Source organism: Hallella bergensis DSM 17361, assembly GCF_000160535.1.
Taxonomy (GTDB): domain Bacteria; phylum Bacteroidota; class Bacteroidia; order Bacteroidales; family Bacteroidaceae; genus Prevotella; species Prevotella bergensis.
Genome location: NZ_GG704783.1, coordinates 253011 through 266629 on the forward strand (window position 1 = coordinate 253011; position 13619 = coordinate 266629).

Consider the following 13619-nt stretch of genomic DNA (forward strand, 5'->3'; position numbering starts at 1 on the left):
ATATATTATAACAACTTTTATGTTATTTCTTAGCAAAAACAGCATATCGTTAGAAAAAGAACCGCTATTGAACAATAATGATTAATAACAAAGTTAAAAGTTGACAAGGTGCAAATTACGGAACTAAAATCGAGTAGGAGGTAAACACTAATCATAGGTGTTTATCACCTACTCGATTATAGAGAGTCTTCGTGTTTTTCCAATCTACTGTGATAAGTTTTATCTTACTCTTATGCCTTTACCATTCAGAACCTCACCTCTAATATCATCTGTCTTGCACAAATACAAGTCATAGCCAATGGCTGTAATATCGCAATATTTTGGAGGAGTAATGACTTTTCCATTTGGTGACAGTTTTATAATTCCATTGTCATCCTGACAGAGACACACGAACAGATGATGACGATACAGGAGGAAGGAAGACTGGACAGGTGGATGGAAGTCAACCTCAAATGGTTGCATGAGACCTTTGGCAAGGAAAATGTTGTATCATGTGTGCTGCACATGGACGAGAAGACTCCCCACCTGCATGCCACCATCGTACCCATCGTCACTGCCGAAAGGCAACACCATGAACGAGAGGGAGAGAAGAAGTACAACACCAAGTCTGGGCCACGGCTGTCAGCAGATGACGTGCTCAAACGCGCCAGACTTCATGAGTATCAAAATACATACGCTGCTGCCATGAGTGAGTTCGGCCTAAAGCGTGGCATTGTATGTTCCACTGCCAGACATATTGCCACATCAACCAACTACAAGCAGCAGATGCAACAGTTTGAGGAGAACATCGCCAAGTTGCAGGATGAGGTGGAGAAGACCAAGGAGGGCAAGAGTAAAATATTCGCTCTATTTGGTAAAGGCAATCTTGCCAAGGAAAGAAAAGAACTGGCATCAAAAAAACGAGGAACTGGCAAAACTCCGAGTTAAGATTGCAAAACTGGAGGCGGAGAAAGTCTCTCTAAAACAGAAGCATGAATCTGACATCGCCAAACAGAGGAATGCCTATCAGAAAGAAATCGACGCTGCCATCAAGCGTGCGGAAATCGCAGAGCGGAAGGCAACCGAGAAGGATGCTGTCATTGAGAGGCAGAAGAACAGGATTGACGAACTTGACCGTAAGGCCAATCCTCAGCGATACTGGCTATCATTAGGAGCGGACCCCATCGGTCATCGTTTCTTCGGCAACAACTCTTATACCGTCACCCTAAAAATCTGGACCAGGGTTAAGTAGATTGAGCATACCGCTGTAACTTACCTTAGTGACAGCGACAAGCGATTGCACGCCTTCAGCAATAGGGAACTAACAGAACACGAGTTTGTCAACGCCTGTTTCAGTGCTACCGAGCAAGTCTGAGAGATACAATCCCATTTACTAAGTGCTGCCATCGAACTGGCAACAGGCGGAGCCGCAAAACCACACGTAGGCACTGGTGGTGGAGGTTCAACATCAGAATTGCCGTGGAGAGATAAGTACAAGGATAAATACAAACCTATGAAAAAGAGATGACAGTTGTTTGCAAAAAATAAAGATTTCGCTTTGTCAGAATGGAAAGCAACCTTTTCAAAATGAAAGGGTATTACAAGGATGTTGTTTATTTTGTAAAATCATATCTTACTGATTATCTGCGGTTTGTTACCATCCTTAATCCTTTGGTACTCCATTTGTATATAGTGATGTAAGTATAATAAGTGACATTTATGGATATAAAGCAATACGGGGTAAGTCCCAATATGGAAAAGGAACTCAGCTATCGGTTTATTGCCTATCTGATAGGTTTGCTCTTGGCATTCGAATCGATACTGCTGCTAGCATGCTGCTGCGTGTCCCTGATGTATGGCGGGAGAGATTTGATAGCCTTCGCCGTTTCGTGTTCTGTATGTCTGGCGGCAAGCATCATGCTGTTAGTCTATGGTCGGAAAAAGAAGTCTGCTCCCTCACGCTATGAAGCCTATATCGTGGTGGCTCTTTCCTGGGTGTTTTTCACGGTTTTCGGAATGTTCCCCTACCTGTTGGGCGGCTACATCCCGAATATTACCGACGCTTTCTTTGAGACAATGTCAGGTTTCACCACCACAGGAGCCACCATATTGGACAACATCGAGAGCATGCCTTATGGCATATTATTCTGGAGAAGTCTGACGCAATGGATAGGCGGTTTGGGGATTGTCTGCTTTTCCATAGTTCTCTTGCCTGAGTTCGGTGTCAGCAGTCAGATGCTCTATCTCTCTGAGGCAACGGGAGTGACTCACAACAAGATTTGTCCCAAGACACGTGTCATGGCACGGTATATATTCTTGGTTTATATCTTGTTGACTGTCATCGAGAGCGCACTCTTGAAGGTTGGGGGCATGAGCTTATTTGATGCCGTGTGTCATTCCATGGCCACCATAGCCACAGGAGGCTTCTCTACCAAACAGGAAAGCATTGCCTATTGGCATTCTCCGTATATAGAATACGTGGTGTCGTTGTTCATGTTGCTTTCTGCCATCAATTTCTCGCTCTATATTGTTGCCTTAAGGGGAAGTTGGAAACAACTATGGCAAAACGTGGAACTCAGATGGTTCGCCTCCTCCGCAGGTCTGCTTACCCTGATTATCTCGACGGCACTCATCCTGAACAACGGCTATGGCGTGGAGGAAGCATTCCGCAAATCCCTGTTCCAAGTGGCTACTTGTCACACCTCGTGTGGCTTTGCCACTGACGACTACAACCTGTGGCCGTCATTTACATGGATGCTGCTGATTTTTGCGATGCTGTCGGGTGGATGCACAGGGTCAACCAGTGGAGGTATTAAAAATCTCAGAATGATAATAGTCGCCCATTGCATACGCAACCAGTTCCGTCAGATACTGCATCCGCGTGCCGTATTGCCTATAAGAGTTGGTAGTATGTTTGACAATAAGCTGGTGACAATGGTTCTTGTATTCTTCGCCGCCTATATGTCAGTTGCCTTTATCGGCTGGACACTGCTGATGGCATTCGGAGTAGGACTTACAGAAGCCATGAGTACCGTGATTTCTGCAATGGGTAATGTAGGACCTGGGTTAGGCAGCTTCGGTCCTGCCTTCTCATGGGCAGCATTGCCCGATGCCGCCAAATGGATACTCTCATCACTGATGCTCATAGGCAGACTTGAAATTTTCGGTTTCCTTCTCATATTCTACAAATCGACGTGGAGTGGCAGTTGGTCATAGAGAAATATGGTTGCCCCTAAGGGCAATAAATGTATTATAATAAACGCTATATATATATATGGAAGAAAATATACAGCAATTTCTTGACCTGATACGACGGTCACATCGGGGACGGTTCAAGATATACATCGGAATGATTGCCGGAGTGGGCAAGACCTTTCGCATGCTTCAGGATGCACGAGAGATGCTACGGTGCGGCACAGATGTACAGATAGGCTATGTGGAGACACATGGTCGGGCAGACACGGTGAGGGCACTGAAAGGACTGCCCGTGATTCCCCGCAAGCGGGTGTTCTACAAAGGCAAGGAGATTGAAGAGATGGATTTAGACGCTATCCTTCAGATTCATCCTGAGATTGTAATTGTTGATGAGTTGGCACACTCCAACGTGGAGGGACAACGCAATGCCAAGCGATGGCAAGATGTGATGGAACTGCTTGATGCCGGTATCAACGTACTCTCTGCGGTAAACATACAACATATAGAGAGTCTGAAAGATGAGATAAAGGAGATGGTAGCCATCGATGTGAAGGAACGCATTCCAGACCGAGTGTTGCAAGAAGCCGACGAAGTGGTGAACATTGATCTTACGGCCGAAGAGCTTCTGGAACGTCTGAAATCCGGGAAAATATATGCCAAGGACAAGATACAAACAGCCCTTGACCATTTCTTTCAAGCAGGGAATATCCTGCAACTGCGAGAACTGGCACTAAGGGAAGTAGCCTTTCGAGTAGGGAAAAAAGTAGAGGAAGAGGTACTGCCACGAACATATAGGACTAAAGGGATGTCAAGGATTGTGGTATGTGTAAGCAGCAATAGCGAAACACAGCAGCATATCATCCGCAAGGCTGCACGAATGGCGGACAGTTTTGACGCTGACCTATTGGCACTATATGTTCAGACACGTGGCGAGAACAACGACCTCATTCCTTTGGACTCACAACGTCATCTGATGAGCCATCTGGAACTGACCATCCAGCTTGGAGGACAAGTACATAAGGTGGTTTCCGACAACATTCCGCAGAGTATATCAGAGTTCTGCCGACAGCAGCATGCCACACTGCTTTGTATGGGACAACCATCATTCTCCTTTCCCCGCTTGCTGATGCGTGCAGGAAGTTATCGGAAATTGTTGTCTGAATTGAAAGAAATGGGCGTAGATTTAATTATTTTCGCATAAAAAATTAAAAGGATATGACTGCAAAAGAAAAACTTACACTCTCAGTGGGTATTCTAGTGTCGCTCATCATCGGTTTGGTGGTGCTTTCCGTCATCAGCCTGCAGATACTCACAGCCACAGAACCTACTTCTCCTGTGGCAGACTATGGTCTGACGAGAGCCTTGACTCTGTTGTTGCTGTTTGGCGGATTGAGCATCGCCGTGGGAGTATGGATGCTTCTGAAATTGCCGGAGTATATCACCCGCCCTTTCCAGGAACTGACCAAAAGCATCAACGAGATTGCCAACCACAACTACGATACTCAGTTGCACCTCCATGGTGGTGAGGCCATGGAGCAGTTATCCACCAATTTCAACCAAATGGCATGCCGTCTGCGTGATTACCACAACTCATCGCTTTCGAAACTGAAGGTGTCAAAACAGTACATAGAGACCATCATCGACTCTATCGACGAACCTATCGTCTGCTTAGACCATAAACTGACACTCTATTTCATCAACAATGAGGCACTCAGCATTCTCAATCTCCGACGTGAGGATGTCGTGGGAAAGTCAGCACAGGAAACAGCCATGCGCAACGACCTGCTGCGCCGACTACTGGTAGGGATGGACAGACATAAGGTACATGAGACCGACGAGAAAAAGACAGAGCCACTGAAAATCTATGCCGACAACAAAGAGAGTTATTTCCAGGTGAAATATCTGCCTGTAAGAATGACAGACCACGAGGGAAGCATAAAAGAAAGCGGTACAGTGATTATGCTGAAAAACATCACCGAGTTTCACAAACTAGATGTGGCAAAGACAACATTCATCTCAACGATATCCCATGAATTGAAAACCCCGATATCAGCCATTCTGATGAGCGAGCAACTGCTTGCCGACAATCGTGTGGGCGGTCTCAACCAAGAGCAAAAAGAATTGTCGGACAGCATCCGTGAGAATGGAGAACGGCTGCTCAGCATCACGGGCGAATTGCTCAACATGACACAAGTAGAAAGCGGAGTATTGCAGCTCAAACCTCATATCACAAGGCCAATAGAGCTGATTGATTATGCCATAAAGGCCAACCAAGTACAAGCAGACAAGTTCCATATCAACATAGAGGTGGATTACCCAAAGGAAAAGATAAACAAGCTCTATGTCGATAGCGAGAAAATAGCATGGGTACTGACCAATCTGCTGAGTAATGCTATACGATATTCTTCGGAAAATGACCGGGTGACTATAGGAGCCTTGCAACAGGACGAGCACCACGTAATGCTGTATGTACAGGATTTCGGACGAGGCATAGACCCTCGTTATCATGATAGCATCTTCGAGCGGTATTTCCGTGTACCTGGTACCAAGATACAGGGCAGCGGACTGGGACTTTCCATCTCGCGCGACTTTGTCGAGGCGCATAATGGCACACTTACAGTTGAAAGTGAATTGGGTAAGGGCAGCAAGTTTGTCGTTTCCTTGCCAGTGTAAAAAGATATATAAAAAACTATGAACAAGATACTTATTATTGACGATGAACCAACCATCCGTATGCTCCTCTCACGCATGCTGGAACTGGAAGGTTATGAGGTACTAAAAGCAAAAGACCGTGCCACGGCTATATATACCTTAAAGAACAATGAAGTGCAGGTGGTGCTCTGCGACGTGTTCCTGCCTGATGGCAACGGCGTGGATATGGTGCAGGAACTGCAATTGTTGGCTCCTAAAGCCAAGATAATTCTCCTCACCGCCAACGGCAACATTCCCGACGGCGTGCAGGCCATCAAGAATGGGGCTTTTGACTATATTGTCAAGGGTGATGACAACCGCAAGATTATCCCTATCGTGAGCCGTGCAATAGATGTCATTGCGTCAGAAAATAAGAAAAAGAAGCCAAGTGCCACAACGGCAAAATCGCATACGTTTGACACTATTGTAGGAAAATCAACTGCAATCTCTGACGTCCTCCGACAAGCCCAAAAGGTGGCTACAACAGATGTTACCGTGCTCATCAACGGTGAGACCGGTACTGGCAAGGAAGTCTTTGCCCAAGCTATCCACAATGCAAGCCATCGAAGCAGTGAGGCATTTCTTGCTCTTAACTGCTCGGCATTTAGCCGTGAATTGCTGGAAAGTGAGCTTTTCGGCTATAAGGCTGGGGCATTCACTGGTGCTGTGAAGGATAAGAAAGGATTATTGGAGGAAGCCAATCATGGTACGGTGTTTCTCGATGAGATTGGTGAAATGGCGCTTGAGTTGCAGTCGAAGCTACTGCGTGTGCTTGAGACTGGAGAATTTGTGAAAGTTGGCGACACAAAGACTACCCACGTAGATGTGCGCATCCTTTCAGCCACCAACCGCAATCTGAAAGAAGAAATAGCCAATGGGCGATTCCGCGAAGATCTTTATTTCCGTCTTTCCGTGTTTCGCATAGAACTTCCACCATTGCGCCTGCGCAAGGAGGACATACTGCCGCTTGCCCAGCATTTCATTGAGCGTTATGCCAAGCAAATTGGTTGCCCACCCCCTGTGCTGTCTTCCGAAGCAAAGAATTTGTTCTTGTCTTATCCATGGCCAGGTAATGTGCGAGAAATGATGAATTCCGTAGAGCATGCCATCATCGTATGCGAAAGCGAAATCACTAATCATGACCTGCCTATAGACATGCTTTCGGACAATACATCCGCTGTAGCCAATGATTCCTTTGACCTGAAGAGTGTGGAGCGCAACCACATCATCAAGGTTCTCCACCATACTCACGACAACAAGACAGAAACGGCTCGACTGCTCAAAATCGGACTTACCACTCTTTATCGTAAGATTGAAGAATATGGGATAACCGTATAAATGCTCCACACTGTCATTCCCGCCCTTCCAAAGTGAATGTGTTTATTTCATTTTGGAAGGGTTTTTATTTGCTACATTTTCAATCTTTATCTTTGTATGATATTGATACACAGTATAATATATGATTAAAAACATATTTGGCACATCCATTGCGATACATAAGGTGACAACGATTTCGTTAAGCCATATGAACAAAGTCGAGTTTACTCGAGCTTTGCCATGGCGAGAAATCGCACTTTTAAAAACATTTATGTATAACTTTTAAAAACAGAAAGAAAATGGATTTGTTTACAATCGGTTTCGCAATTTGCTTGTTGAGCGGCATAGGCTGCTTCTGGCTATTCTTCAAATGTATCGACTGGTTCGAGAAAATCTAAAAAGGAGGTAGAGATTATGTACACAACATTATTTATCATCAGCTTGGTGGTTTTTGCGTACCTAATGTACGTACTCATCAAGCCCGAAAATTTCTAAATGACGTATGAATACGGAAGTTTTGGGAGTAATCCTACAGATTGTCCTTATGGTGGGACTCGCCTGGCCACTTGGCAAGTATATTGCCCGAGTGTATAAAGGCGAACGAACGTACCTCGACTTCATGAAGCCGGTGGAACGCCTTATGTATAAGTTGAGCGGTGTGAATCCCGACGAGGAGATGGACTGGAAGAAGTTTCTCCGTGCACTGCTTGTGGTGAACCTCTTCTGGTTTGTGTGGGGTATGGTGCTCTTGGTAGCACAAGGAGTATTGCCTCTCAACCCCGACGGCAACATCGGACAGACATGCCACCAGGCTTTCAATACCTGTATCTCGTTTATGGTTAACTGCAACCTGCAGCACTACAGCGGTGAGAGCGGTCTGACTTATTTCACGCAGCTCTTTGTCATCATGCTCTTCCAATTCATCACAGCCGCTACAGGTATGGCAGCAATGGCTGGTATCATGAAGGGTTTGGCGGCAAAAACAACGCAGACTATTGGTAACTTCTGGCGTTATCTGGTGTTGAGCACTACCCGCATCTTATTGCCATTGTCTTTAGTTGTAGGTATGATTCTGATAGTGGAAGGTACACCCATGGGCTTCGACGGAAAAATGGAGCTGACCACCCTTGAAGGTCAGAAACAGGAGGTGTCGCAAGGCCCTACGGCAGCCATCGTGTCCATCAAACAACTTGGAACGAATGGTGGCGGTTATTTCGGCGTGAATTCATCGCATCCGCTTGAGAACCCCACTTACCTTACAAATATAGTAGAGTGTTGTAGTATCCTGATTATCCCGATGGCATTGGCTTTTGCATTCGGCTTCTATCTGAAACGCCGCAAGTTGGGCTATAGCATCTTTGGAGTGATGCTCTTTGCCTATCTTGTGGGTGTGGGCATCAACATGTATCAGGAGATGAACGGCAATCCACGGATAGGTGCCATGGGGATTGCACAGAATGGAGGAGCTATGGAAGGCAAGGAAGTGCGCATAGGTTCGGCCGCTGGTGCATTGTGGAGTGTCACTACCACTGTCACCTCCAATGGCTCGGTCAACTCAATGCACGACTCCACCATGCCATTGTCGGGAATGATAGAGATGCTGAATATGCAGATAAACACTTGGTTTGGCGGTGTTGGTGTTGGCTGGATGAACTATTTTACCTTCCTTATCATTGCAGTGTTCATCAGTGGACTGATGGTGGGACGAACTCCTGAATTCTTAGGGCATAAGGTGGAGGCACGCGAGATGAAGATAGCCTCGATGGTAGCTTTGCTCCATCCGTTTATTATTCTCGTTGGCACTGCATTGGCGGCATACCTCTTCGTTCATGCTCCTGAGTTCGTTGCAAGTGAGGGCGGATGGCTCAACAATCCCGGCTATCACGGACTGAGCGAGATGCTTTACGAATACACATCGTCGGCCGCCAATAATGGTTCCGGCTTTGAGGGCTTGGGTGACAACACCTGGTTCTGGAACTATTCGTGTGGCATAGTGCTTATCCTTGGACGTTTTGTGCCCATCGTAGGTCAGGTGGCAATAGCTGGTATTCTTGCTAAGAAAAAATATATTCCCGAAAGTGCAGGAACGCTGAAAACTGATACCGTTACATTCGGTGTGATGACCTTTGCCGTCATCTTCATCGTGGCAGCCTTGTCGTTCTTCCCCGTACATGCACTAAGTACAATCGCTGAACACTTAACATTGTAAGTTATGAACAATCTATTTGAAAAAGAACTTGTTATAGCGAGCATCAAACAGTCGTTTGTGAAGCTCGACCCGAGGCAGATGATAAAGAACCCCATTATGTTCACGGTGGAGATTTGCACTGCCGTTATGCTGCCCGTGACCATCTATTCGGCGTTTAGCAGCGAGCAAGGCTCGTTTGCCTACAACGCATGGGTTTTGCTTATCCTCTTCGTCACCCTGCTGTTTGCCAACTTTGCCGAGGCCATAGCCGAAGCACGTGGTAAGGCTCAGGCTGACAGCCTACGCAAGACGCGCGAGGAGACGCCAGCAAAGCTGTATGTGAACGGTAATATCAAAACCGTCAGCAGTTCTTCTCTGAAGAAGGGCGACGAGTTTGTGTGCGATGCCGGCGATGTTATTCCTGCCGATGGTGAGATTGTTGAGGGACTTGCCTCCATCGACGAGAGTGCTATCACAGGTGAGTCTGCCCCAGTCATCCGCGAAGCCGGTGGCGATAAGAGCAGTGTCACTGGTGGTACAAAAGTGCTTAGCGACCATATCCGTGTGGTTGTCACTACGCAACCTGGCGAGAGTTTCCTCGACAAGATGATAGCCCTCGTGGAGGGTGCATCACGTCAGAAGACCCCTAACGAGATTGCACTTACCATTCTGTTGGCAGTGTTCACATTGGTGTTCTTGATAGTCTGCGTCACTTTAAAGCCCTTTGCCGACTATACGGGTACAGTGATCACCATAGCCTCGTTCCTCTCATTATTCGTTTGCCTGATACCAACAACCATCGGCGGCTTACTTTCTGCCATCGGTATTGCCGGTATGGATCGTGCGCTGCGTGCCAATGTCATCACTAAAAGCGGTAAGGCTGTGGAGACAGCGGGTGACGTGGATACGCTGTTGCTTGACAAGACAGGAACCATCACCATTGGCAACCGTAAGGCCACTGCGTTCTATCCTGCCGAGGGGGTGGATAAGGCCGAATTTGAACAGGCATGCCTCCTTTCCTCAATTGCCGACGATACTCCCGAAGGAAAGTCAATAGTAGAGCTTGGACGAAACGACGGATTCAGGATGAGGGCATTGCACACCGAGGGTGCCCACATGATAAAGTTTACTGCCGAGACGAAGTCGTCGGGCATCGTGTTGAAGGACAGCACAGAGATTCGCAAGGGAGCCTTCGAAACCATGCGTCATATTACCGAGGATGCCGGCTACACCTTTCCCGAGCATATCTCTTGTCTCGTGACAGCCATAACTGGCAATGGCGGTACACCTCTTGTTGTGACTGTCAACAAAAAAGTTGTTGGAGTCATCGAACTACAGGACATAATTAAACAAGGAATCCGTGAGCGTTTTGAGCGTCTGCATAAGATGGGTGTGAAGACAGTTATGGTGACTGGTGACAATCCACTGACTGCCAAATATATCGCAGAGAAAGCTGGAGTGGATGATTTCATTGCCGAGGCTAAGCCAGAAGACAAAATGAACTATATTAAAGCAGAGCAGAAGAACGGCAAACTCGTTGCCATGATGGGCGACGGCACCAACGATGCTCCAGCATTGGCACAGGCCGACGTGGGTGTGGCCATGAACAGCGGTACTCAAGCGGCCAAGGAGGCTAGTAATATGGTAGATCTTGACAACGACCCGACAAAGCTCATTGAGATCGTTGAGATTGGCAAGCAATTGCTCATGACACGTGGCACACTCACCACCTTCTCCATCGCCAACGATGTGGCGAAATACTTTGCCATTGTGCCTGCCCTCTTCATGGTATCCATACCAGAACTTGCAGCTCTGAACGTCATGAATCTTCATTCTCCCGAGAGTGCCATTCTCTCGGCCGTCATCTTCAACGCCATCATCATCCCGCTGCTCATCCCCTTGGCATTGCGTGGCGTGAAGTACAAGCCGATAGGGGCAAGCGCTTTGCTCCGACGCAATCTGCTGATATTCGGAGTGGGAGGTATCATTGCTCCATTTGTGGGTATCAAACTGATTGATTTAATCGTAGGTTTATTCTTTTAATTGAAATACAGATATGAAAAATTTTATAGTAGCTTTCAGGCTAACGATGGTATTGTGCATGTTCCTGTACCTCGGTTATGTAATGGTATTATGGATTTTTGGCAAAGTGGCAGGTCCGGGAAATGGTAATGCCGAAGTTGTGGAAGTGGATGGCAAAGTGGTAGGTGTAGCCAACGTAGGGCAGTACTTCACCAAAGACATATATTTTTGGGGACGACCCTCGTGTGCAGGCGATGGATATGATGCTGCCAACTCGTGTGGCAGCAACAAGGGACCTACGAATCCCGAATATCTTGTCGAAGTGGAGACACGTATAGACTCTTTCCTGATACATCATCCATACCTTGAGCGCAAGGACGTGCCGGCTGAAATGGTGACGGCGAGCGGTTCGGGACTCGACCCCGACATCACTCCGCAGTCAGCTCGGGTGCAGGTGAAACGAGTAGCTGCCGCAAGGCATCTCGATGAAAAGCAAGTTGCAACATTGGTTGAGAAATCCATTGAACGTCCGTTGCTTGGCCTATTCGGTCCTGCAAAGGTAAATGTATTGAAACTGAATGTAGCTCTTGATAAACTTAAACCAATCTTGATTTCACAAAAATGATGAAGATAAAAATTATTTTCGCATCTATTTTGGGAGCGGTCATGACCTTATCGTCAGCCGCTTCCGCACAAGACAAAGTAACCGTGAATGGCAACATTGACTTGGTAAATAACTACGTATGGCGTGGAATGGACCAGAACTCCGGCTTTTCGGTGCAGCCTAGTCTTGGCTTGTCGTACAAAGGATTGTCCCTGTCGGCATGGTGTAGTCAGAGTCTGACAAATAATGCTGACCGCGACGTTCAAGAACTGGACATTAATCTATCTTACTCCATTGGTGGATTATCAGCCACATTGACAGATTATTGGTGGGGCGGATTGCATAATCCTTACGGTTACTACAAGCAAGGTCCAACAGACAATCCCATAGATGGAGGCCATCACTTTGAGGCGACTGTTGCTTACAACTTCAGCACTAAACTGCCTCTTACTCTCAGTTGGTCAACATGGTTTGCCGGAGCCGATATGCGTACGGACAGCGACAAGCGTTGCTGTTCAACTTACATCAATGCGTCATACGACATCGCTTGCCCGGCCGAAGTGACATTGACGCCATCAATTGGCTTTACACCATGGAAAGGCTACTATAACGGCAAGGCCGCAATAACCGATGTATCGCTGAAAGCATCGAAGAGTTTTGGAATATCTGGTAAATTCTCGATACCACTCTTTGTTCAAGCAATAGTCTCACCCACCAACGACCATGTCTATCTCGTTGCCGGTGCAGGTATAGGATTTTGATGTGCCCGAAATTATGACGACCGTGCCATAATCATCATCGACTATGGCATGGTCTCCTAATGTCTTGACTGATGGAAGAAAGTTGTTACGTTTACTTGATGGAGATTGTCTATAATAACATCAAGCCAGAGGCGATATGCCCCAGAAGGGCATAACACACAACCAAGTGTAAATGAAAGTTAATTTAAAAACATTGGAGAAGCAACAAACTTTGTGCATTCCTATTAGTTTTGGGAAATTAAATTTATAAGTAGAACAAGATGATTTGTAATGGGAATAATTTGGTATCAAAGCATTCTCATTATGATATCTTACTTCTTATTATCAGTTAGTTAAGTGCGAAGTTTAGGTTCAAGTGTGGAATCGTCCTATTGTCTATTCCACGAACTGAGGCTCTTCCAACTGCCTATCAAAGTTGAACAGACAACGTCAGAGCCCACGTCGATATGAAAATCATTACCGTAAAGAGACCTATATAATACATTAGACTGCGCCAAAATGGTACAATCCATGCTTACAAGGTCTCCACGGGATTGAAATAATCACGCCCGAGACATCTACCGTTGCCACGTTCAAGACCAAAATTACTGTGAACTTGCTATATTTACAGAGAGTCCTAAACACAGCGTCGATAAACGCCTTCCATTATGTCTGGATTGTCTTCACACCCAAAGCCCACTTTCGTATAGATATGTCATGGTTAACTTCACTACACTCAGCACGGCGTAGGCTGCCGACTCGGTTATCATGAAAGAACTCGTCTTACAGCGACAACTGAGGTCTGTCGCTATACAATCCGACTGCAAAATACGAAAATTTATTGAGAAAAGACAAGAAATGGTAGAAAATATAAATACTATAA

The 13619-nt window shown here is 46.3% G+C and carries 11 protein-coding genes; all 11 read left to right on the forward strand.

Annotated elements, in window-relative coordinates:
* Positions 1–396: 396 nt before the first annotated feature.
* The 11 genes from mobV to HMPREF0645_RS11510 all read left to right on the forward strand — a co-directional run bounded on the left by mobV (position 397) and on the right by HMPREF0645_RS11510 (position 12757).
* Positions 397–927 carry a MobV family relaxase gene (gene mobV / locus HMPREF0645_RS14250; protein ID WP_007175190.1) on the forward strand — a complete coding sequence of 177 codons (531 nt, stop codon included), beginning with the start codon at positions 397–399 and terminating at the stop codon, positions 925–927.
* Positions 866–1231, forward strand: coding sequence for a hypothetical protein (locus tag HMPREF0645_RS14255; protein WP_007175191.1), 366 nt, complete (start codon positions 866–868; stop codon positions 1229–1231). The genes mobV and HMPREF0645_RS14255 overlap by 62 nt, the downstream gene beginning before the upstream one ends.
* Positions 1232–1698: 467 nt before the next feature.
* The gene (locus HMPREF0645_RS11475) at positions 1699–3195 is read left to right on the forward strand and encodes a TrkH family potassium uptake protein (protein WP_007175192.1); all 1497 of its coding nucleotides are present in this window, start codon (positions 1699–1701) and stop codon (positions 3193–3195) included.
* A 58-nt stretch (positions 3196–3253) separates the two neighbouring features.
* Entirely contained in the window at positions 3254–4375 is a 1122-nt protein-coding gene (locus tag HMPREF0645_RS11480; protein WP_007175193.1) for a universal stress protein, read from the forward strand.
* 14 nt (positions 4376–4389) lie between these two features.
* Positions 4390–5847, forward strand: a complete 1458-nt coding sequence (locus HMPREF0645_RS11485) for an ATP-binding protein (protein ID WP_007175194.1) — start codon at positions 4390–4392, stop codon at positions 5845–5847.
* 18 nt (positions 5848–5865) lie between these two features.
* A complete protein-coding gene (locus HMPREF0645_RS11490) occupies positions 5866–7203 on the forward strand; it encodes a sigma-54-dependent transcriptional regulator (RefSeq protein WP_004347513.1) in 1338 nt (445 codons plus the stop codon).
* A 393-nt stretch (positions 7204–7596) separates the two neighbouring features.
* Positions 7597–7677 carry a potassium-transporting ATPase subunit F gene (locus tag HMPREF0645_RS13455; RefSeq protein WP_083793832.1) on the forward strand — a complete coding sequence of 27 codons (81 nt, stop codon included), beginning with the start codon at positions 7597–7599 and terminating at the stop codon, positions 7675–7677.
* Positions 7678–7684: 7 nt separating this feature from the next.
* A complete protein-coding gene (gene kdpA, locus HMPREF0645_RS11495; protein ID WP_004356059.1) occupies positions 7685–9391 on the forward strand; it encodes a potassium-transporting ATPase subunit KdpA in 1707 nt (568 codons plus the stop codon).
* A gap of 3 nt (positions 9392–9394) precedes the next feature.
* Complete coding sequence (gene kdpB, locus HMPREF0645_RS11500) at positions 9395–11413, forward strand: potassium-transporting ATPase subunit KdpB (RefSeq protein ID WP_007175195.1); 2019 nt, start codon at positions 9395–9397, stop codon at positions 11411–11413.
* A 13-nt stretch (positions 11414–11426) separates the two neighbouring features.
* Entirely contained in the window at positions 11427–12017 is a 591-nt protein-coding gene (locus HMPREF0645_RS11505) for a K(+)-transporting ATPase subunit C (RefSeq protein ID WP_004347518.1), read from the forward strand.
* The gene (locus HMPREF0645_RS11510; RefSeq protein WP_007175196.1) at positions 12014–12757 is read left to right on the forward strand and encodes a TorF family putative porin; all 744 of its coding nucleotides are present in this window, start codon (positions 12014–12016) and stop codon (positions 12755–12757) included. Before HMPREF0645_RS11505 ends, HMPREF0645_RS11510 begins: the two co-directional genes overlap by 4 nt.
* Positions 12758–13619: the final 862 nt, after the last annotated feature.